18 protein-coding genes are annotated in these 19,459 nt (G+C 60.2%); 13 read left to right on the top strand and 5 right to left on the bottom strand.

Annotated features, from left to right (window positions below; all coding sequences use genetic code 11):
* Positions 1 to 38 precede the first annotated feature (38 nt).
* From MPN23_RS16170 to MPN23_RS16135, 8 genes are all read left to right on the top strand, one after another.
* A complete protein-coding gene (locus MPN23_RS16170) occupies positions 39 to 1,937 on the top strand; it encodes an NADH-quinone oxidoreductase subunit 5 family protein (RefSeq protein ID WP_243545271.1) in 1,899 nt (632 codons plus the stop codon).
* Complete coding sequence (locus MPN23_RS16165; protein WP_243545270.1) at positions 1,937 to 2,785, top strand: respiratory chain complex I subunit 1 family protein; 849 nt, start codon at positions 1,937 to 1,939, stop codon at positions 2,783 to 2,785. The genes MPN23_RS16170 and MPN23_RS16165 overlap by 1 nt, the downstream gene beginning before the upstream one ends.
* A gap of 5 nt (positions 2,786 to 2,790) precedes the next feature.
* Positions 2,791 to 3,234 carry an NADH-quinone oxidoreductase subunit B family protein gene (locus MPN23_RS16160; protein WP_243545269.1) on the top strand — a complete coding sequence of 148 codons (444 nt, stop codon included), beginning with the start codon at positions 2,791 to 2,793 and terminating at the stop codon, positions 3,232 to 3,234.
* A gap of 76 nt (positions 3,235 to 3,310) precedes the next feature.
* Positions 3,311 to 3,628, top strand: a complete 318-nt coding sequence (locus tag MPN23_RS16155; protein WP_424450078.1) for an NADH-quinone oxidoreductase subunit C — start codon at positions 3,311 to 3,313, stop codon at positions 3,626 to 3,628.
* Positions 3,629 to 3,638: 10 nt separating this feature from the next.
* Positions 3,639 to 4,721, top strand: coding sequence for a hydrogenase large subunit (locus MPN23_RS16150; RefSeq protein ID WP_243545267.1), 1,083 nt, complete (start codon positions 3,639 to 3,641; stop codon positions 4,719 to 4,721).
* A 12-nt stretch (positions 4,722 to 4,733) separates the two neighbouring features.
* A complete protein-coding gene (locus MPN23_RS16145) occupies positions 4,734 to 5,306 on the top strand; it encodes a 4Fe-4S binding protein (protein WP_243545266.1) in 573 nt (190 codons plus the stop codon).
* 168 nt (positions 5,307 to 5,474) lie between these two features.
* A complete protein-coding gene (gene ispG, locus MPN23_RS16140) occupies positions 5,475 to 6,548 on the top strand; it encodes a flavodoxin-dependent (E)-4-hydroxy-3-methylbut-2-enyl-diphosphate synthase (RefSeq protein WP_243545265.1) in 1,074 nt (357 codons plus the stop codon).
* A complete protein-coding gene (locus tag MPN23_RS16135) occupies positions 6,549 to 8,291 on the top strand; it encodes a proline--tRNA ligase (RefSeq protein ID WP_243545264.1) in 1,743 nt (580 codons plus the stop codon). It abuts the gene before it with no gap.
* 97 nt (positions 8,292 to 8,388) lie between these two features.
* On the opposite strand, the gene MPN23_RS16130 is transcribed toward MPN23_RS16135, so the two are convergent.
* From MPN23_RS16130 to MPN23_RS16115, 5 genes are all read right to left on the bottom strand, one after another.
* The gene (locus MPN23_RS16130; protein WP_243545263.1) at positions 8,389 to 9,000 is read right to left on the bottom strand and encodes a flavodoxin family protein; all 612 of its coding nucleotides are present in this window, start codon (positions 8,998 to 9,000) and stop codon (positions 8,389 to 8,391) included.
* A complete protein-coding gene (locus tag MPN23_RS17245; RefSeq protein WP_424450058.1) occupies positions 8,969 to 9,106 on the bottom strand; it encodes a hypothetical protein in 138 nt (45 codons plus the stop codon). Before MPN23_RS17245 ends, MPN23_RS16130 begins: the two co-directional genes overlap by 32 nt.
* A 341-nt stretch (positions 9,107 to 9,447) precedes the next feature.
* Entirely contained in the window at positions 9,448 to 12,597 is a 3,150-nt protein-coding gene (locus tag MPN23_RS16125) for an efflux RND transporter permease subunit (protein ID WP_243545262.1), read from the bottom strand.
* Between the two features lie 6 nt (positions 12,598 to 12,603).
* Positions 12,604 to 13,818 (bottom strand): efflux RND transporter periplasmic adaptor subunit, encoded by a 1,215-nt coding sequence (locus MPN23_RS16120; protein ID WP_243545261.1) that lies wholly within the window; start codon positions 13,816 to 13,818, stop codon positions 12,604 to 12,606.
* Positions 13,819 to 14,169: 351 nt separating this feature from the next.
* Complete coding sequence (locus MPN23_RS16115) at positions 14,170 to 14,673, bottom strand: hypothetical protein (RefSeq protein WP_243545260.1); 504 nt, start codon at positions 14,671 to 14,673, stop codon at positions 14,170 to 14,172.
* A 489-nt stretch (positions 14,674 to 15,162) separates the two neighbouring features.
* On the opposite strand from MPN23_RS16115, the gene MPN23_RS16110 reads away from it, so the two are divergent.
* The 5 genes from MPN23_RS16110 (at position 15,163) to MPN23_RS16090 (ending at position 19,441) form a co-directional block, all read left to right on the top strand.
* On the top strand, positions 15,163 to 15,474 hold the full coding sequence (locus MPN23_RS16110) for an FmdB family zinc ribbon protein (protein ID WP_243545259.1): 312 nt from the start codon (positions 15,163 to 15,165) through the stop codon (positions 15,472 to 15,474).
* Between the two features lie 119 nt (positions 15,475 to 15,593).
* The gene (gene purB, locus MPN23_RS16105; RefSeq protein ID WP_243545258.1) at positions 15,594 to 16,889 is read left to right on the top strand and encodes an adenylosuccinate lyase; all 1,296 of its coding nucleotides are present in this window, start codon (positions 15,594 to 15,596) and stop codon (positions 16,887 to 16,889) included.
* A 7-nt stretch (positions 16,890 to 16,896) separates the two neighbouring features.
* Positions 16,897 to 17,454, top strand: coding sequence for an orotate phosphoribosyltransferase (gene pyrE, locus MPN23_RS16100; RefSeq protein ID WP_243545257.1), 558 nt, complete (start codon positions 16,897 to 16,899; stop codon positions 17,452 to 17,454).
* Between the two features lie 23 nt (positions 17,455 to 17,477).
* Positions 17,478 to 18,740: a L,D-transpeptidase Cds6 family protein gene (locus MPN23_RS16095; protein WP_243545256.1), complete on the top strand. Its 1,263-nt coding sequence runs from the start codon at positions 17,478 to 17,480 to the stop codon at positions 18,738 to 18,740.
* Positions 18,737 to 19,441, top strand: a complete 705-nt coding sequence (locus MPN23_RS16090; protein ID WP_243545255.1) for a hypothetical protein — start codon at positions 18,737 to 18,739, stop codon at positions 19,439 to 19,441. Before MPN23_RS16095 ends, MPN23_RS16090 begins: the two co-directional genes overlap by 4 nt.
* The last annotated feature ends 18 nt before the right edge of the window (positions 19,442 to 19,459 follow it).

The following is a 19,459-nucleotide window of genomic DNA, read 5'->3' as shown; positions in this document are numbered from 1 at the left end:
GATTGTACTCGTGTCAAAACCTTTGAAACGAGGTCGTCATGTCGAATCTGCTGTTACTTCTCATTCTCCTGCCCGTTGCCGCCGCACTGGTTTGCTATTTTGTGCGGTCGCGCGCGGTACGGAGCCTGACGGTGACCGCCACAGGAGCCATTCTGACGGTGGCATCGCTGGGCCTGCTGGCCCAGGGAGAGTTCACGTACTCTCCGGGTTCGTTCCTCGGTATCATGAGCTGGGACGTGTTGATCACTGTCCTGGATTTCGCATTGCTCGTGATCATGTTCTTTTACGGCTTGAAACTCAAAAACCTGCTCATCCAGATTTTCGTGGCAGCCCAGTTCGTGCTGCTGCTCTGGCTTGAAGCAACCATCGACCACGGCATGGAAATTCCGGCACTGTACGGGGACAACCTGTCCCTGATCATGGTGGCCATCATTTCCATCGTGGGTTCCCTCATCTGCATCTTCGCCATCCCGTACATGAAGGAGCACGAAGAGCATCTGCACCTGACGAAGTCCAAGCAGCCCCGCTTCTTCTTCTTTCTGGTGCTGTTCCTGGGAGCCATGAACGGCCTGGTCCTGGCGAACAACATCCTGTGGCTCTACTTCTTCTTCGAAGTGACCACGTTCTGTTCCTTCATGCTCATCGGGCATGACGAAACCGAAATCGCCACCAGGAACGCCACCCGCGCCCTGTGGATGAACTCCCTCGGCGGTCTGGCCTTCGTCATCGGCATGATCCTGATGGAAGCCAAGCTCGGCACGGTCTCCATTCAGGCGATTCTGGCCGCTGGCCCGCAGGGCGCCATCATGCTCACCGGCCTCGGGTTCATCTGTCTGGCAGGCTTCACCAAGGCCGCACAGATGCCGTTCCAGAGCTGGCTGCTCGGCGCCATGGTCGCTCCGACCCCGGTCTCCGCGCTGCTGCACTCCTCCACCATGGTCAAGGCTGGCGTGTACGTCATCCTGAGGTTTGCCCCGGCCTATGCCGGAACCTTCCTCAGCTACGGCATCGCGCTTTGCGGAGCCTTCACCTTCGTGGCATGTGCCGCGCTGGCAATCGGCCAGTCCAACGGCAAGAAGATTCTGGCCTACTCGACCATCTCGAACCTCGGCCTGATCATCGCCTGTGCCGGCATCAACACTCCGCTGGCCATCACCGCAGCCATCATGCTGATCATCTTCCACGCCGTGTCCAAGTCCCTGCTGTTCCTCTGCGTGGGCACCATCGAACACGGCATCGGTTCCCGGGACGTGGAAGACATGCGCGGCCTGTACGCCCGCATGCCCCGCACCACGGTCATCACCATCGTGGGCATCCTGACCATGCTGCTCCCTCCGTTCGGCGTGCTCATGTCCAAGTGGATGGCCATCGAGGCGGCTTCCCAGTTCCTGATCCCGGTCGTGCTCATGGCCATGGGCTCCGCCCTGACCGTCGTGTACTGGGCCCGCTGGGGCGGCCTGCTCATGGGCACCCGTGAACGCGGCGCACAGCCCGAATCCCAGGCAACCCTGACCCGTCTGCCCCTGACCATCCTTGTCATCGGCTCCGTGGTTCTGGCCCTGATTGCTCCGGTGATCTACTCCGGCCTGATCGCCCCCCTGTTCCCGGAAGGCGCTCCCTTCCAGGTCAGCCTCGGCGTGCTCTCCAGCACGCAGGGCGGCTTCGCTGTCTACCCGCTGTTCCTGGTCCTCGGCGTGGGCCTGCTCTTCGCGCTCAAGGCCACCTCGGGCTGGCGCAAGGCCAAGGAAGTGGCTCCCTACGTATCCGGTTCCAATGTTGAAACTCCCGGCAGCTACAACGGCCCCATGGACCAGCCCGTGTCCTTCTCGGCCGGAAACATGTATCTCGGCGAGCTTTTCGGTGAAAACAAGATCACCGCAGCCGCGAATGCAGTAGCCATAGCCCTGATCGTGCTCATGATGGGAGGGGCGCTGTAATGAAAGCTATCATTCTCGCAATACTCGGTATCATCATCGCTCCCGTGCTCGGCGGCCTGATCGCCGGACTCGACAGGCGCTTGACCGCTTGGTTCCAATCCCGTCAGGGCCCGCCCATCCTGCAGCCCTTCTATGACGTGGCCAAGCTGTTCGGTAAGGAAAAAATGGTCGTCAACCAGTGGCAGGTTCTCTGCGCATGGGTGTACATGATCGCCGCGGCCGTGTCCGTGGGGCTGTTCTTCGCCCAGAGCGACCTGCTCCTGATCTTCTTTGTGCAGGCCATCGGCGCCGTGTTTCTGGTCATGGGTGCACTTGCCGCCAAGTCGCCCTATTCCCAGGTCGGCGCACAGCGCGAGCTGATCCAGATTCTGGCTTACGAGCCGATTCTGATCCTCGTGTTCGTGGGCATCTTCCTGACCACCGGCAGCTTCAAGCTCGAAGCTGTCTGGGCCCTGGATTCCCCAATGCTGGCCAAACTGCCCCTGCTGTACATCGCGCTGGGATATGCCCTGACCATCAAGCTGCGGAAGTCGCCCTTCGACTTCTCCACTTCGCATCACGGCCATCAGGAGCTCGTCAAGGGCGTCCTGACCGAGTTCTCCGGTCCCTATCTGGGTCTGGTCGAACTGGCCCACTGGTACGAGACCATTCTGGTCCTCGGCCTGTGTGCGATCTTCTGGTCCACCAACGTGGTGTGGATGGCCGTTCTGCTGGTCGCCACATACTTCCTCGAAGTGCTGGTGGACAACACCATGGCCCGCATGACCTGGCGCTGGATGCTCAAGCGCGTCTGGCTCATCGGCATGGGCATGTCCGTTGTTAACCTCATCTGGCTGTACGCGGGGTAACCACTATGTTCAGCTCGTTCATCAAGAAGTCTCGCGCCAAATCCCCGTGGATCATGCACTTTGATTGCGGGAGCTGTAATGGCTGCGATATCGAAGTACTGGCCTGCCTGACACCGCTCTACGACATCGAGCGGTTCGGCATCGTCAACGTCGGCAACCCCAAGCACGCGGACGTGCTCCTGGTCACCGGCACCGTAAACCACCGCAACAAGAAGGTACTCAAGAACCTCTACGATCAGATGCCCGAACCCAAGGCCGTCATCGCCATCGGCGCATGCGGCAACAGCGGCGGCGTGTTCCGCGACTGCTACAACGTGGTGGGCGGCATCGACAAGGTCATCCCCGTGGATGTCTACGTGCCCGGTTGCCCGGCCAAGCCCGAAGCCATCATTGACGGTGTGGTCGCTGGCCTCCAGAAGTTCGCGCAAAAGGTGGAAGAGGCCGGTTAGGCCCTCCTCAAAGAGGTGATTCGCCGTGATAAGCAATGTTACCGAAGTGACTGTTGACGCCATCGTCAACGAAGTCATGAAGATGAAAAACGACGGGTACAGGCTCGTGACCTTCAGCACCTACGCAGTGGGCGAGAAGGAACTGGGCATCATGTACCATTTCGATAAGGATCTCGATGAAGCGCATCTGCGTCTGGTCGTGGACAAGGAAAAGCCCATTCCGAGCGTTTCCGGCGTCTACTTCTGCGCCATGCTCGTCGAGAACGAAATCCAGGACCAGTGGAACGTCAAGTTCGACGGTCTGGTCGTTGACTTCAACCGCACCCTCCTTCTTGACTCCGAAGTCACCACGGTTCCCCTGGTGAACAACGTCAAGATCGAGCCGAAAAACTAGGGAGGCCGATATGGCGAGTACTGTTATTCCTTTCGGCCCGCAGCATCCCGTCCTGCCCGAGCCCATTCACTTGACGCTCAAGGTGGAGGACGAAATCGTCAAGGAAGCTGTCCCGGCCCTTGGCTACATCCATCGCGGTCTGGAAATGCTCTGTTCCATTCGCGATTACCATCACATGATTCAGGTGTGCGAACGCATCTGCGGCATCTGTTCCATGATTCACGCCACCTGCTACTCCCAGACCATCGAAGAGCTCATGAACATCGAGGTTCCGCCTCGCGCCGAGCTGCTCCGCATCGTCTGGAGCGAACTGCACCGCATGCACAGCCATCTGCTGTGGCTCGGCCTCTTTGCCGATGCGTTCGGCTTCGAAGCCCTGTTCATGCAGTTCTGGAAAATCCGTGAAAAGATCATGGACATCAACGAAGCCACTGCGGGCAACCGCGTGATCGTGTCCGTGAACGTAATCGGCGGCGTCCGCGCCGACCTCAGCCCGGACCAGATTCGCTGGATTCTGACCGAGCTGGACGACGTGGAAAAGCAGCTCAAGGCGATCCAGCCCACCATTCTGGACGACTACACCGTCAAGTCCCGGACCAAGGGCATCGGCGTCATGACTCCGGAGCAGGCCATCGAACTCGGCGCGGCCGGTCCGACCCTGCGTGGTTCCAACGTGGCTCAGGACGCCCGCATGCTCGGCTATGGTGCTTACTCCCAGCTCGACTTCGAACCCGTTGTCGAGCCGGACGGCGACTGCTGGTCGCGCTCCACGGTGCGCTTCCGCGAAGTGCTCCAGTCCATCGATCTCGTACGCCAGGCCATCAGCAAGTTGCCCGAGGGAGACATCAACGTGAAGGTCAAGGGCAATCCGCCCGAGGGTGGCGAAATCTACACCCGCGTGGAACAGCCTCGCGGCGAGTGCATGTACTACATCCGCAGCAACGGCACCAAGCACCTTGAACGCCTGCGTATCCGGACGCCCACTTTCGCCAACATTCCGCCGCTGCTGACCATGCTTCCGGAATGCGAACTGGCGGACGTACCGGTTATCGTCCTGTCCATCGACCCGTGCATCAGCTGCACAGAACGCTAAGGAGGGACCGATATGCTGTTTACGCCCAACGTACTCAAGAACCTGCTCTCCAAGCCGGCGACGCGCAAATACCCGTTCGAGGTTCGGGACCCGTTCCCGAAATACCGGGGCGAGCTGTACATCGACATCGAAAAATGCATCTTCTGCGGCACCTGCTCGCGCAAGTGTCCGTCCCAATGCATCGTGGTGGACAAGTCCACGGGCCTGTGGGAATGCGACCCGCACGCCTGCATCTACTGCGGCATCTGCGAGGACCTCTGTCCGGTCAAGGCCATCCACATGAAGGATGTGCATCGCAAGCCTCTGGTCGAAAAGATCATGATGACCGAACACGGCGAGCCGCCCAAGCCCAGAAAGAAGAAGGCTGCCCCGGCTCCCGAGGCAAAGGCCGAAGCCAAGCCCGAGCCTGCTCCCGAGGCCAAGCCCGAGCCTGCTCCCGAGGCCAAGCCCGAGCCTGCTCCCGAGGCCAAGGCCGAACCTGCTCCCGAGGCCAAGGTCGAGGAGCCCAAGGAAGAAACTGCCCCGACCACGGAAAAGGCTGCCAAGCCTGCTCCCAGGAAGGGCAAGAAAAAAGGCAGGAAGTAATTCCCTGCCGCTGACATGAACGTCAAAGCCCCGGTTCCTGCGAACCGGGGCTTTTTTTTCTGCACTTTCAAACCGATACGCATACGTCCTTTCCACTGGCAAGCCACGGGCCACTCCTGCGCGCCACGCTTGGCTTGCGCCGGGAAATGAAGTAACGTCTCTGCCCTTATGAAACGCAAGCCAACACGGGCCGTAAGCATCGGCGGCGTGGGCATCGGCGGAGACAACCCGGTTCGGGTCCAGTCCATGTGCAACACCGACACCCGCGACGTGCAGACTACACTGGCCCAGATCAACCAACTGGCCGAGGCAGGCTGCGAAATCGTCCGCCTTGCCGTTCCCGATGACACAGCCGCACAGGCACTTCGACAAATCCGTGCCCAATCGCCCGTTCCGCTGGTGGCGGACATCCATTTCGACTACCGTCTGGCCCTGTCCTCGCTTGAGGCGGGCATGGATGCGCTGCGCATCAACCCAGGCAACATCGGCGGCGAGAACAAGGTGGACGCGGTTGTACGCGCTGCCGCAGATCAGGGAGCCCCCATCCGCATCGGCGTGAACGGCGGCTCCCTTGAAAAGGACCTGCTCCGCCAGTACGGCGGTCCCACGCCCGAAGCCATGGTCGACTCCGCCCTGCGGCATGTGGCCATGCTGGAAAAGCGCGGCTTTCATGACACCAAGATTTCCCTGAAGTCCTCGTCCGTGCTCACCACGGTTGCCGCGTATCGGCTCATGTCCGAAAAATGCGACTATCCCCTGCACATTGGCGTGACCGAAGCAGGCACCCTTGTCCGGGGTGCGGTCAAATCGTCCGTCGGTCTGGGACTCCTGCTTGCCGAGGGCATCGGCGACACCATGCGCGTATCCCTGACCCACGACCCCGTGGCCGAAATCGGTGTATGCTGGGAAATCCTGCGCTCGCTCGGCCTGCGCGAACGCGGCCCGGAGATCGTTTCCTGCCCCACCTGCGGCAGAACCGAAATCGACCTCATATCCCTTGCCGAACAGGTCGAAGAGGCCCTGCGCGGAGTCGAGGAAGTCTTTACCGTGGCCGTGATGGGCTGCGTGGTCAACGGCCCGGGCGAAGCACGCGAGGCCGACATCGGCATTGCCGGAGGCCGCGATCTGGGCATAATTTTCCGCAAGGGCGAGGTTGTCCGCAAGGTCAAGGGCAAAGGCAACCTGCTGCCCGAATTCATGAGAGAAATTCAGAGCTTTCTGCAAGAAAGGAGAAACAAGTAAATGCGACTTTCCCGATACTATGTTCCGACCCTGAAGGAGGCGCCCTCCGAGGCCGAGGTCATCTCCCACAAGCTGCTGATCCGCGCGGGCATGATCCGCAAGCTCACCAGCGGCATCTACAATTTTCTGCCCCTTGGCCTGCGTTCCCTGAACAAGGTCGAAGCCATCGTGCGCGAGGAAATGGACCGCGCCGGAGCCATGGAAGTGCTCCTGCCCATGGTCCAGCCTGCGGACCTGTGGCGCGAAACCGGCCGCTGGGACTACTACGGCAAGGAACTGCTCCGCTTTCATGACCGCCACGACCGGGACTACTGCCTCGGCCCCACGCATGAAGAGGTCATGACCGACCTGATTCGCGGCGAAATCCGCTCCTACAAGCAGCTTCCCGTGAACCTGTACCAGATTCAGACCAAGTTTCGCGACGAAATCCGGCCCCGTTTCGGCCTGATGCGCGGCCGCGAATTCGTGATGAAGGACGCCTATTCCTTCGACCGTGACGAGCAGGGCGCAGAGGCCTCCTACTGGAACATGTTCGAGGCATACAAGCGCATCTTCTCCCGCATCGGGCTGCGCTTCAAGCCGGTCCAGGCCGACTCCGGCGCGATCGGCGGCGACTTTTCCCATGAATTCATGGTGCTGGCCGATACCGGCGAAGACACCATTGCCTCGTGCAAGGCCTGCGAATTCGCAGCCAACCTTGAAAAGGCCAAGGTCACGGCTCCGCAGGGCGAATGCCTGTGCGACGCGGAATGCCCGGCCATCGAGGAAGTGCCGACCCCAGGCCAGCACACGGTCGAGGAAGTCTGCAAGTTCCTGAACGTGGACGCCTCCGCACTGGTCAAGACCCTGCTCTTCGTGGTGGACGGCGAACCCGTGGCCGCACTGGTTCGCGGCGACCGCGAAATCAACGACGTGAAGCTGCGCAATCTGGTCGGCGGCAATGAGATCGAGTTTGCGGACGAGGCTCTGGTCAAGGAAATCACGGGCGCGCCCGTGGGCTTTGCCGGACCGCACTCCCTCAAGGAGGGCGTGCGCGTGTTCGCGGACAACGAGCTCTGTCTCGCCACGGACTGGATCGCAGGCGGCAACAAGGCCGACACCCATGTGCGCCACCTCTCCCTTGGCCGCGACTGCAACATCGAGAAGTTCGCCGACCTGCGCGTGATTCAGGAAGGCGACCACTGCCCGGAATGCGGCGGCGAAATCGAGTTCACCAAGGGCATCGAAGTCGGCCACGTGTTCAAGCTCGGCACCAAGTATTCCGAAAAGATGAGCGCCACCTATCTGGACGAGAACGGCAAGTCCCAGACCATGATCATGGGCTGCTACGGCATCGGCGTGTCCCGCATCATCGCTTCCGCCATCGAGCAGAACAACGATGATGGCGGTTGCGTGTTCCCGCCCTCCATCGCGCCCTTCGAAGCCTGCCTCATTTCCCTTGGTGGCAAGGATGAGGCCGTCAACGCCAAGGCCGAGGAACTCTACGAGGAAATTCGCGCTCTGGGCGTGGACGTGTGCTACGATGATCGCAAGGAACGTCCGGGCGTGAAGTTCGCGGACGCCGATCTCGTGGGCTACCCCATGCAGCTCGTGCTTGGCGGCAAGGGCCTCAAGAACGGCATCATCGAAGCCAAGAACCGCAAGACCGGTGAAAAGATCGAACTGCCTCTGGACGGATTCGCTCAGGCCTTTGCGGATTGGCGCACTCAGGTCTGGCAGAATTGGGGACTGGAACTGAACTAGTCCGAATCACATACGCATTGCGCAAAGGGTCGCGACGAATGCACTCGTCGCGGCCCTTTTCACGTCCGCACCAGCAAAGCCGAAAGGCTTTTTCCGCTCACGCCACATCCGAGGCCAATGCCTCAGCCAGCAAGGCCCCGCTTTGCACCGCCTTTTCCAGAATCTCCGGGTAGGATTTGATCCTGCCGCGATCGAATATCCGCATGATGGGAATCTCGGCAACGATCTCGTACCCCAGGGCTTCAAGAGGCATGCGCATGGCCTCAAGAGCAAAGCCCATGTCCCTCAGGTCCTCCTGCTCGCCAATGGCAGCGATCACTGCTTTCCGTCCCTGCCCGGCAAGATTGCTGGACCACTGGCGTGGCCGGGTGTCCTTGAACTCGTAAAAGCAGTACAGCCGGTCAATGAATGCCTTCATCCATGCCGTGATATTGTAGTTGTGCACCGGAGAAACGAGAACAAGCCCGCGGCTGCTCACCAACTCGGGATACAGCAGGCTCATGCCGTCATGAAACTGCGTGCATATCTTGTCCCTGCGACATTTCTCGCACCCGATGCACGGCTCGTACCGATAATCCCGCAGGTGAACGCTCTTTGCCGCACCGCCACGCCCGGCAGCTCCATCCAGAACGGCTTGAAGCAGATGGTGGGAGTTGCCACTTTTTCGCGGACTGCCTTCAACACCCAGAATCGCATTGGTAATATTCATTCTTCCAACATGCATGGTTTCCAGGACGGATGCAATGAAGAAGAAAGCGGCCTCCGGCGGCCCCTTCGGGGAGACCAGGGCGCTGCCCTGGACCCGCAAGGAGCAAGGCCCCTCGACTCCATTTGTGTCAGGTGGTCGGAAAGGTCCGGGGAATGCTCTGGCGAGACATTCCCCGGACCTTTCCGACCACCTGACACGAGACAATCGTTGCCAGCCAATCTGTCAAGACTGTACCCTCCGACAAAATTTCCTTCAAAAACAAACCCTCCTAATCTCGAACAACCTGTTTCAGGGATCGGGCCTTGCCGATCCCTGAAACGGAATGGGGATCCAAGGGGCCTTGCTCCTTGGCGGGTCTGGGCAGCGCCCGCCCCCCGGGAGGGTCGCCGAAGGCATCCCAAAAAACAAGACCCGATGCCGAAGCACCGGGTCTTGTCATATCCTGTTTTACGCCTTGTCGTCATCTGGCGGCTCCGGTTCCGGGACCTTTTTCCGGAACTCGGCAATACGCTGGATGGCCACATACAGGGCCGGAATCACGATCACGCCGAAACAGGTTGCCGCGATCATGCCGCCGAACACCGAAGTGCCGAGGGCGTGACGCGAGGCCGAGCCTGCGCCCGAGGCCGTGACCAGCGGGATGACGCCGAGAATGAAGGCAAAGGATGTCATGAGGATGGGGCGGAACCGCAGATGCGCGGCATGTTTGGCCGCTTCCACGATGGACGCGCCCTGTTCGCGGCGTTCCTTGGCAAACTCCACGATGAGAATGGCATTCTTGGCCGCCAGACCGATGAGCATGACCAGACCGATCTGGGCATACACGTTGTTGTCCAATCCGCGCATCCACTGGGACGACATGGCCCCCAGAATGCCGAGGGGCACGCAGAGGATGACCGCGAACGGGGTGGCCCAGCTTTCGTACTGGGCAGCCAGCACGAGGAAGACCATGATGATGGCCAACGCGAACACGAGGCCGGTCTGCCCGCCCGAGTTCTTCTGCTGGTAGGCGATGCCGGTCCAGTCGAACCCGTAGCCCTGCGGCAGAGTCTGCCGCGCCACGTCCTCCATGGCCTGCATGGTCTGGCCCGAGCTGAAGCCCGGAGGCGTGGCCGCGTTGATTTCCGCAGTCTTGAACAGATTGTACCGCTGGATGTATTCCGGCCCGGTGATGCGTTCCACATTGGCCACGGTGCGCAAGGGAATCATCTCTCCCTCACCCGAGCGCATGTAGAACTGGGCGAGATCATCGATCTTGCCCCGGAATTCGGATTCGGCCTGCGCCATGACGCGGAAGGTGCGCCCGTACTTGTTGAAGTCATTGATGTAATAACCACCCAGATAGGTCTGAAGGGTCTGGAACACATCGTTCACGGGCACGCCGAGCTTCTTGCACTTTTCGCGGTCCACTTCCACGTAGAACTGGGGCACGTTGGTGCTGAAGGTGGAGAACAGGCCGGTGACCTCGGGCCGTTTGGACACCTCGGCCAGATAAGCCCGGGTCACGGCAAACAGCTCCTCGGGAGTACCGCCCGCGCGGTCCTGCAATTCGAACTGAAGGCCGCCGGTGGAACTCAGGCCCGGAATGGGCGGCGCGCCGAACGCCACGATCGAGGCTTCCTGAATGCTCATGAACGCCTTTTGCGCCCGGCCCCTGATGCCGTCGAAACTGAGCTCCGGGGTCTGACGTTCGGACCAGTCGTCAAAAATGACGAAGACCGTGGCGGCATAGGAGGTGTAGGCGCTGTTGAGCAGGTTCAGCCCACCCAGCGCAACCCAGTTGTACACGCCCGGAGCGTCCTTGAGGTAGTCTTCGATCTTCCTGACCACGGCATCGGTGCGTTCGAGGGACGCGCCCTCGGGCAACTGCACGTTGATGATCATGTAGCCCTGGTCCTCGTCCGGCACGAAACTGGACGGCAGGATGGAGAACAGGCCCCAGCAGCTGACCGTGACCACGCCGATGATGGCAATGCCCATGAGGGCGCGGCGAATCAGTCCGCTCACGACCGCGTTGTACTTGTTGGTCACGGCGGTGAACACCACGTTGAACTTGTCGAAGAACCAGCCGAGCGGGCCGCGGATCGGCGTATAGGGCCGAAGCAGCAGCGCGGACAGGGCCGGGGACAGGGTCAGGGCGTTCACGGACGAAATGGCCACGGACACGGACAGGGTCAAGGCGAACTGCTTGTACAGCTGGCCAGTGATGCCACCCATGAACGCGACAGGCACGAACACGGCAATGAGCACGAGCGTACTGGCAATGACCGGACCGGTTACTTCGGCCATGGCCTTTTTCGTGGCTTCCTTGGGACTGAGCCCCTCCTCGTCGATGATGCGTTGCGTGGCCTCGACAACGACGATGGCGTCGTCGACCACGATGCCGATGGCAAGCACCAGACCGAACAGGGTCAGGGTGTTGATGGAGAATCCGAGCACCGGGAACAACGCGAACGTACCGATCAGGGAGACGGGCACGCAGACCATGGGAATGATGGTGGTGCGCCAGTTCTGAAGGAATATGAACACGACCAGAAACACGAGGACAAGGGCCTCGTACAGGGTTTCCATGACCTCGTCGATGGACGCGTTCACGAACCGGGTGGTGTCGTAGGGAATGGTGTACTGCACGCCGTCCGGAAAATACGTGGACAGCTCCTTCATGGTGGACCGCACCTGATCGGCCACATCCAGGGCATTGGACCCGGGCAGCTGATAGATCAGGATGGACGCGGTGTTCGAACCGGAAAGACGGCTGAAGGTATAGTAGTTCTTGGCGCCCATTTCCACGCGCGCCACATCGCCGATGCGCACGGTGGAACCATCGGGCTGCATCTTGACGATGATGTTGCCGAACTCCTGCGGATCGGACAGACGGCCCTTGACCCGAACGGTCATCTGGAACTGCTGGCCCTTGGGAGCCGGGGGCATGCCGATCTGCCCGGCAGGGGCCTGAACGTTCTGTTCCTGAACCACGCCGATCACGTCCCCCACGGTCAGGCCGTAGGTGGCGAGCTTGTCCGGATCGAGCCAGATGCGCATGCCGTAGTCCTGATCGCCGAACAGGGATACGTCGCCAACGCCGGGAATGCGCTTGAGCGCGTCATACAGATTGATCTTGGCGTAATTGTTCAGAAACAGGGTGTCGAACTGGCCTTCCTTGGAGGTCAGGTTGACGATGAGCACGATTTCCGGGGACTGCTTCTTGACCTGAATGCCCGAGTTGCGCACTTCCTGCGGAAGCTGAGGCTGGGCAAGGCTGACGCGGTTCTGTACATCGACAGTGGCGAGCTCCAGATCGCGTCCCAGCTCGAAGGTGACGGTCAGATTCATGCGGCCGTCGTTCGAGCTGATGGAATTCATGTACAGCATATCCTGCGCGCCGTTGACCTGCTCCTCGATGGGAGTGGCAACCGCCTCTTCCACGACTTCAGCGTTCGCGCCGGTGTACGAGGCCGAAACCTGCACCGACGGCGGCGAAATCTGCGGATATTGCGCAATGGGCAGGGAGAGCAGACTCAGCGTACCCACCAGAAGAATCACGATGGCCACGACCGAGGCAAAGATGGGCCGGTCGATGAAGAATCTGACAAACATGGCTACCTACCCGTTCTGGCCCGAGGTTTCGGTCTTGTCCTGTTCCGTGTTCGCCTGCGGCTGCTTCTGCGAATCTCCGTCGGACATGGGCACGGGGATGGGCTTGACCTTGATGCCGGGACGCACGCGGCTCACGCCGTCCGCAATGATCATGTCCCCGACCTTGATGCCTTCCGTGACCGCAACCACGTCCTGCTGCTCGGGGCCGAGCTTGACCGGCACGCTCTTGACCACGCCGTCTTCGCCGACAACGTACAGCGACTTCACGCCCTGAACGTCCACCACGGCGCGTGCGGGAACGACCAGCGCGTCCGGGATGTTGTCGAGAAGCGCACGCAGCTTGGCGTACTGGCCGGGCTTGAGCAGGCCGTCCGGATTGGGAAAGGTCAGTCGGATGCCGAGGGTTCCGGTTCTGGGATCAACCGCACGGTCGGCCATGTCGAACGTGCCCCCGTGCTCGTACTTCGAACCATCGGCAAGGATGATGCGCAGTGCGTTTTCATCCTTGTTCTGGGCATTGCGCAATTCGCGGTTGCGCATGGCGCGCACGTAGTCGGATTCGCTGATGGAAAAATTCACGTACACGGGGTCGGTGGAGGACACGGTCGCAAGCAGGGTGTTTTCGCCGCGTCCGACAAGATTGCCCACGTCCACATGGGCCTTGCCGATGACTCCGGTCAACGGGGAATGAATGCGCGTGTAGCCAAGCTGAAGCTGCGAATCCCGAAGCGCAGCCTGAGAATCGCTAAGTGAAGCCTTGAGGGTTTCCATGTCGGTCTGACGCACCTCGAACTCGTCGCGGCTGACCACGCCCTCGTCAAACAGCTTTTCGAAACGCTGGAAATCGCGTTCCGCCTTGCTCAACTTGGCCCTGTTGTAATTGACCGTGGCCTGAGCCTGCTTGATCTGCTCCTGATAGGTTTGGGGATCGATCTCGAAAAGCAGCTGATCCTTCTCGACCGTGTCGCCCTCCTTGAAATGCTTTTCGAGCAGAAAGCCCTCCACGCGGGCGCGCACGTCCACCGTGGCCTTGGCATTGATCTGGGCCACGAATTCCCCCCAGACCTGCACGGGCCGCTGTTCGGCCTTGACCACCTTCATGGGCACGGTCTCCTGCGAAGCCACGGCCTTCTTCTTGTCCTCTCCGCCCTTGCAGGCGACCAGCGAGGCCAGAACCAGCGCCACGCACAATCCGGGCAACAGCATTCCGATCCGTTTCACAACCCTATTCATATCCGGCATCCCCTGTTTCGGTTTCGCTTTCGTCGAGAAATCACCGAGATTCGCATGTATGCAATCTCTTTTCTTACGCACGTTTTGTACATAAATTCAAGCACAAACCCGGCCAGACTTTTGTCGATCGCAACACCAGATCGCGGAAAACGGTCTTGTCACGGCAATTCGCCGCGCCGAACAGCAGGGAAACCGGGTGGCAATGGTCGTTCAACTACCACAAAAGAAACGGGACCGGCACGCATTTTTCCATGCGCACCGGTCCCGGATTTTTCCGATGAGAATTCCCTTGGACGTCCCAGCCCTGCCGAGTCCGGACCGCCCCTTTGCCGAATCCGCCTATTGCGGAGTGGAGCAGGACGGAATGTTGGGGTCCTGACCGCTCTTGACCAGCTTTTCCCGATATTCCCTGATCTCGGCCATGTCCGACCATTCGCCGAACCATTCCTTCCATTCCGAAAAGCTCTTGAACTCCTCGTCAAGGTAGGCCTCGTGCATCTTGGTCCAGAGGTTGAACATGTACATCTCGATCTTGAAATCGCTGTGGTCGAAGACCTTGGGCATGATGGCGGGGTCATACTTGGCACCGTCGAGTTCCGCGCCCACAAAGGAGCAGACCGTATCCTGGGAGGTCCGGTAGTCAATGGCCGATTCATTGAGCATTTCGACCAGAGTCACCATTCTGGGGTGATTGTCGCGGATGTCGGCAAGCGCATCCTCGGACACGCTCATCCAGAGGCCACCGTCCTTTTCCTTGACGAAATAGAAGCGGAGCCACTGGTCGAACTGAAAGATTTCTAGCGCATCCCTGACCGCGCTTTTCACGCTGACGCTTTTGAGCATGGTAACCTCGCAATTTGCGTTGGCCGTTGCCGAAAATCGCCAATCTCCCCTTTTTCCGCCGCAAAAGTCGCTCCGCACCGGAAACGGACGGGGTTTCAAGCCGCTTTTCGGGACAACCGGCCTTATTATCGGTATTCAACAGGCTGTCGGGGTGGAAATATGGTCATCAAATCCGGATGCGTCAAGTCTTTATGGGGAAAGACGAGTTTTTGGGAAAAACCTGAGCATGCCGGACTGGACAAACCCGAGTGCGGTGTTATATGAAGTGCGGCTCGAAAGGCAAACAAGCCCGCTCGGGCTATAATATCCAAGGAGACATTTTCATGGCCAGACACAAGAAGCACGAACGCAAGAAGGAACTGGATCGCAAACGTCATCGCCGGGCCAAGGCTCTGAAGGCGAGGGTCAGGGAAGCGAAGGCCGCTGCCGCCAAATAGCGACGCGAGCCGACTCGAAAGCATCGTGCAGTGAACCGAGGGGAGGGGCGAAATGCCCATCTACGAATATCAATGCGAAAAATGCGGTCGAGTCTTTGAGGACTGGCAGTCCGGTTTTGAGGAACACGACATGGAATGCCCCGATTGCGGGGGCGTTTCCAGGCGTCTCATTTCCAACACCTCGTTCATCCTCAAGGGCTCCGGATGGTATGTCACCGACTATGCAGGAAAAAATCCCAGCAACGGGGCTTCCGGCAGCGGGGACAATGGAAACGGAAACGGCAAAAAGGACGCCGCCGCCAGCAAAGCCAAACCCGATACCGGGGGCTGCGCTGCTTCGGCATCCACGACTTCCGCACAATAGCGGCGGAAAAAGGCAGCCCCGGCTGCCTTTTTTTTGGTCGGTCAGGCACGATCCGTCCCGGGGACGGTTTGCCCGGCCGTAACAGAGAGACCGCCGACCGGCGGTCAAGCGAGGGAGCCATGATTGAACGGTACTCGCGGCCCGAGATGGCCGCGCTGTGGACTCTGGAAAACAAGTTCCGGGTCTGGCTGGAAGTGGAACTGGCCGTTTGCGAGGCCTGGCATGAAAACGGCCAGATTTCGGACAAGGCCATCAACGATATCCGGACAATGGCCGACTTCGACGCGGACCGCATTCTGGAAATCGAAAAAACCACCAAGCACGATGTGATCGCCTTTCTTACCGCAGTGGAGGAAAAGGTGGGACCGTCGTCCCGGTACATTCATCTGGGCTGCACCTCGTCCGACATCGTGGACACGGCCAACGGCGTGCTCCTGACCCGGGCCGGAAGAGTCATCGCCAAGAGCCTCGACCGCCTTCTGGACGTGCTCAAGGAACTGGCGCATCGCCACAAGGGCCTGCTCTGCATGGGCCGCACCCACGGCATCCACGCCGAGCCCACCACCTACGGACTCAAGTTCGCCGGCTTCCACGCCGAATTCCAGCGCCACCGCGAACGCTGGGAAGCCGCATGCGAAAACATCCGCGTGGGCAAGCTCTCCGGCGCAGTGGGCACCTTTGCGCACCTGTCCCCGGAGATCGAGGAACGCGCCTGCGAAATCCTCGGCCTGAGGCCGGACCCGCATTCCACCCAGGTTGTCCAGCGCGACCGCTACGCCCAGTTCTTCACCACGCTGGCCATGATGGCTGGCGGCATCGAGCGCCTCGGCGTGGAGCTGCGCCACCTGCAGCGCACCGAAGTCCTCGAGGTGGAGGAAGGCTTCACCAAGGGGCAGAAGGGCTCCTCGGCCATGCCCCACAAGAAGAATCCCATTTCCGCGGAAAACCTGTGCGGCCTGTCCCGCGTGGTCCGCTCCAACTCCCTTGCCAGCATGGAAAGCCAGGCCCTGTGGCACGAGCGCGACATCAGCCACTCCTCCGTGGAACGCGTGATCATGCCCGACTCCACCGTGCTCATGGACTACATCCTGAACCGCATGGCCGGCGTGCTGGAACGTCTGGTGGTCAAGGAAGACAACATCACCCGCAACCTGTACGGATCGTTCGGACTTTTCTACTCCCAGCGGGTTCTGAACAAGCTCATCGCCTCGGGCCTTCGCCGCCAGAAGGCCTATGAAATGGTCCAGCGCGTGGCCATGGTCTGCTGGGCCGAAAAGCTCCAGTTCGAGGACGAGGTGCGTAAGGACGCGGAAATCAAGACGCATCTGGCATCCAACGAACTTGACGACGCGTTTGACCCCTCGTATTACAAACGTTATGAAGACACCATCTTCGAACGAGTGTTCGGAGAATAAGGACAGCATGCAGAATCTGAAGACCAAACTTGCCAAGCTGCTTCTGGAGCGCTCCTACAAGGAGGGCGACTTTACGCTGACGTCCGGCAAGAAGAGCGATTTCTATTTCGATTGCAAGCAGACCGCCCTGCACCCCGAAGGCAGCTACCTCATCGGCAAGCTGTTCTTCGAGATGCTCCGCGACGTGGACGTCAAGGGCGTGGGCGGCATGACTCTGGGCGCCGACCCCCTGATCTCCAGCGTGACCGTGGTGTCGCATCTGGAGGACCGGGGCATGCCCGGATTCATCATTCGCAAGAAGGCCAAGGGCCATGGAACCGGCCAGTATCTGGAAGGAATGTCCAACTTCGAGCCCGGCGACAAGGTCGCCCTGCTCGAGGACGTGGTCACCACCGGCGGCACCCTGATCACGGCTGCGGAGCGTGTGCGCGACGCCGGGCTGGAGATCGTGACCGTGCTGAGCGTGCTGGATCGAGGCGAAGGCGGACGCGAGAACCTGCGGGATGCGGGGTTGGAGCTGCGCTCCATCTTCACCCGGCAGGAACTCAAGGACGCTGGCAAGTAACGTCAAGGAGCCCGTGGAGAGACATGCGCGTCATTGCCTGGAGCCTGACCATACTGTTATTGGCCGCCTCCGCTGTCCGGGCCGATGGCTGGAAGACGACCCTGTCGTCCCACAGTCTCGGTCCGGAGCGCATTGTCGCCATAGACAAGGCTTCCCAGACCCTGTTCCTTCTGGAACAGCGGTCTCCCCTGCACATGAAGGAAAGCTACCCCTGCACCACGGGGCAGGTCGAAGGCGACAAGCTCGTGCGGGGTGACATGCGCACCCCGGAAGGGGTCTATTTCCTTGGGGGACGCATCGGGCGGAAGCTCGACTGGACCTTGTACGGCAACGTGGCCTATTCCCTGAACTATCCGAACCCGGTGGATCGCATCAAGGGCAAGACCGGATACGGCATATGGCTGCATGGCCGGGGCAAGACCCTTGTCCCCCGCGATACGCTCGGATGCGTGGCCCTCAAGAATCCCGACATTCAGGCCCTTGGGGATGACATCACACCGGGCACCCCGGTGCTCATCGCCAGCGACCTGAAATGGACCCCGAAGAACAACCAGGACGATCCGCTTGCCGAGGAACTCGCCGAGCAGGTTCGCATCTGGGCTTCGGACTGGGAAAAGCAGGGACAGGATTTCCTCGACCACTACAACCCCGCCCTGATGACGCTCTCCGAGAACAGCGATTTCCGCAACTTTGCTGCGCACAAGCGCAACGTGTTCGCGGCCAAGCCCTGGATTCACGTAGTGGTGGACAACATCCACGTAATGCCCGGACCGGACTACTGGGTGACGTGGTTCGACCAGTACTACCGCACCACCGGTCTGATTTCCCAGACCGGCAAGCGGTTCTACTGGCAGCGCGACACGGATGGAAAATGGCGCATCGTGGGCCGGGAATTCACCCCCGCTTCCCAGGACCTCGAACCCCGCTACCTGAGCCGGGTCTCCACGCAGGCCGAGGAACTGGTCAGGACGTGGGCCGAGGCATGGCGAGGTGCGGACATCGATGTGTACACGACCTGCTACGCGGACGACGCCATGCAGGACGGACGGCGCGGTCCGAAACGCATCGCCGAGTACAAAAAGGCGTTGTGGGAAGAAAAACCTCCTGTTAAGCTGGAGGTTGAGCAAATGGAAATCGCGTTGCATCCCCGGGGCCTGAAAGTGAATTTTCTGCAGAAATACAGTGATGCCTCCGGCTATTCGGATGTGGGCGTGAAGACGTTGGTCCTCGCCCCCCGTGGTCGGGACTGGAAGATTCAAAGCGAGCACTGGAGACGGAGTAGATGAGCGACTCCAAATACAGCGTCCTGTTCATGCGCGACGATACCGACGTCAAGCGCTATCGCGTCAGCCCTTTCTGGCTGCGCATGTTTTTCCTTTCCCAATTCTTTCTCCTGCTCTGCGCCGGAATCGGCCTGTATGCGGGCGTGCGCGGCTATACCCTGAACGTGGGGCTGCAGGACGAAAACAAGGATCTGGAACAACGGCTGGTCGATGCCGAGGTTCGCCTCGAACGGCTCAGCAACATGGAAAAGATTCTCAAATCCTACGATCCTGCGGAACTGCAATCCCTGCTCTCCGCTGCCACGACCGAGCCAAGGGAACAGGCTCCAGTGGAAGAGGTGGACCTGAACAAGGTCTTCACCCGCGTGGACACCCGCGAAGTCGGCGTGGAAAACATGCAGGCCAAGATCGTGGGCCGCAAGGTCTCGGTATCCTTCGAGCTGAACAATCTCAACGCGGCCAAGGCCATGTCCGGTCAGGGCGACTTCACTTTCGTCAAGAAGGACGGCACCTTTGTCCAGGCGAAAACCAATCAGGGTGATCTGGGATTCCAGATTCAGCGATTCAAGCGCATCCGCACCACGTTTCTTCTGCCGGACGGCATGGACCGCAAGGACCTCTTCGGGCTGCGGCTGGACATAAAAGGCAAGGAAGGGAATGTCATTTTCTCGGAAACCTATCCTCTCTACCACATTCTGGCCTAGGCCGGATTGTTCCGAATT

It is taken from the genome of Pseudodesulfovibrio tunisiensis (genome assembly GCF_022809775.1).
GTDB lineage: Bacteria > Desulfobacterota > Desulfovibrionia > Desulfovibrionales > Desulfovibrionaceae > Pseudodesulfovibrio > Pseudodesulfovibrio tunisiensis.
The sequence above is the reverse complement of the archived record's forward strand: the minus strand, read 5'-3'. Positions and strand labels throughout refer to the sequence as shown.

Bases quoted from the DNA above. Each gene is read 5' to 3' on its own strand.
- MPN23_RS16155 (WP_424450078.1), top strand. From the start codon at position 3,311: ATGAAGATGAAAAACGACGGGTACAGGCTCGTGACCTTCAGCACCTAC.
- MPN23_RS16170 (WP_243545271.1), top strand. From the start codon at position 39: ATGTCGAATCTGCTGTTACTTCTCATTCTCCTGCCCGTTGCCGCCGCA.
- MPN23_RS16090 (WP_243545255.1), top strand. From the start codon at position 18,737: ATGAGCGACTCCAAATACAGCGTCCTGTTCATGCGCGACGATACCGAC.
- MPN23_RS16135 (WP_243545264.1), top strand. From the start codon at position 6,549: ATGCGACTTTCCCGATACTATGTTCCGACCCTGAAGGAGGCGCCCTCC.
- MPN23_RS16110 (WP_243545259.1), top strand. From the start codon at position 15,163: ATGCCCATCTACGAATATCAATGCGAAAAATGCGGTCGAGTCTTTGAG.
- pyrE (WP_243545257.1), top strand. From the start codon at position 16,897: ATGCAGAATCTGAAGACCAAACTTGCCAAGCTGCTTCTGGAGCGCTCC.
- MPN23_RS16145 (WP_243545266.1), top strand. From the start codon at position 4,734: ATGCTGTTTACGCCCAACGTACTCAAGAACCTGCTCTCCAAGCCGGCG.
- purB (WP_243545258.1), top strand. From the start codon at position 15,594: ATGATTGAACGGTACTCGCGGCCCGAGATGGCCGCGCTGTGGACTCTG.
- MPN23_RS16165 (WP_243545270.1), top strand. From the start codon at position 1,937: ATGAAAGCTATCATTCTCGCAATACTCGGTATCATCATCGCTCCCGTG.
- MPN23_RS16160 (WP_243545269.1), top strand. From the start codon at position 2,791: ATGTTCAGCTCGTTCATCAAGAAGTCTCGCGCCAAATCCCCGTGGATC.
- MPN23_RS16130 (WP_243545263.1), bottom strand. From the start codon at position 9,000: ATGAATATTACCAATGCGATTCTGGGTGTTGAAGGCAGTCCGCGAAAA.
- MPN23_RS16150 (WP_243545267.1), top strand. From the start codon at position 3,639: ATGGCGAGTACTGTTATTCCTTTCGGCCCGCAGCATCCCGTCCTGCCC.
- MPN23_RS16125 (WP_243545262.1), bottom strand. From the start codon at position 12,597: ATGTTTGTCAGATTCTTCATCGACCGGCCCATCTTTGCCTCGGTCGTG.
- MPN23_RS16115 (WP_243545260.1), bottom strand. From the start codon at position 14,673: ATGCTCAAAAGCGTCAGCGTGAAAAGCGCGGTCAGGGATGCGCTAGAA.
- MPN23_RS16095 (WP_243545256.1), top strand. From the start codon at position 17,478: ATGCGCGTCATTGCCTGGAGCCTGACCATACTGTTATTGGCCGCCTCC.
- ispG (WP_243545265.1), top strand. From the start codon at position 5,475: ATGAAACGCAAGCCAACACGGGCCGTAAGCATCGGCGGCGTGGGCATC.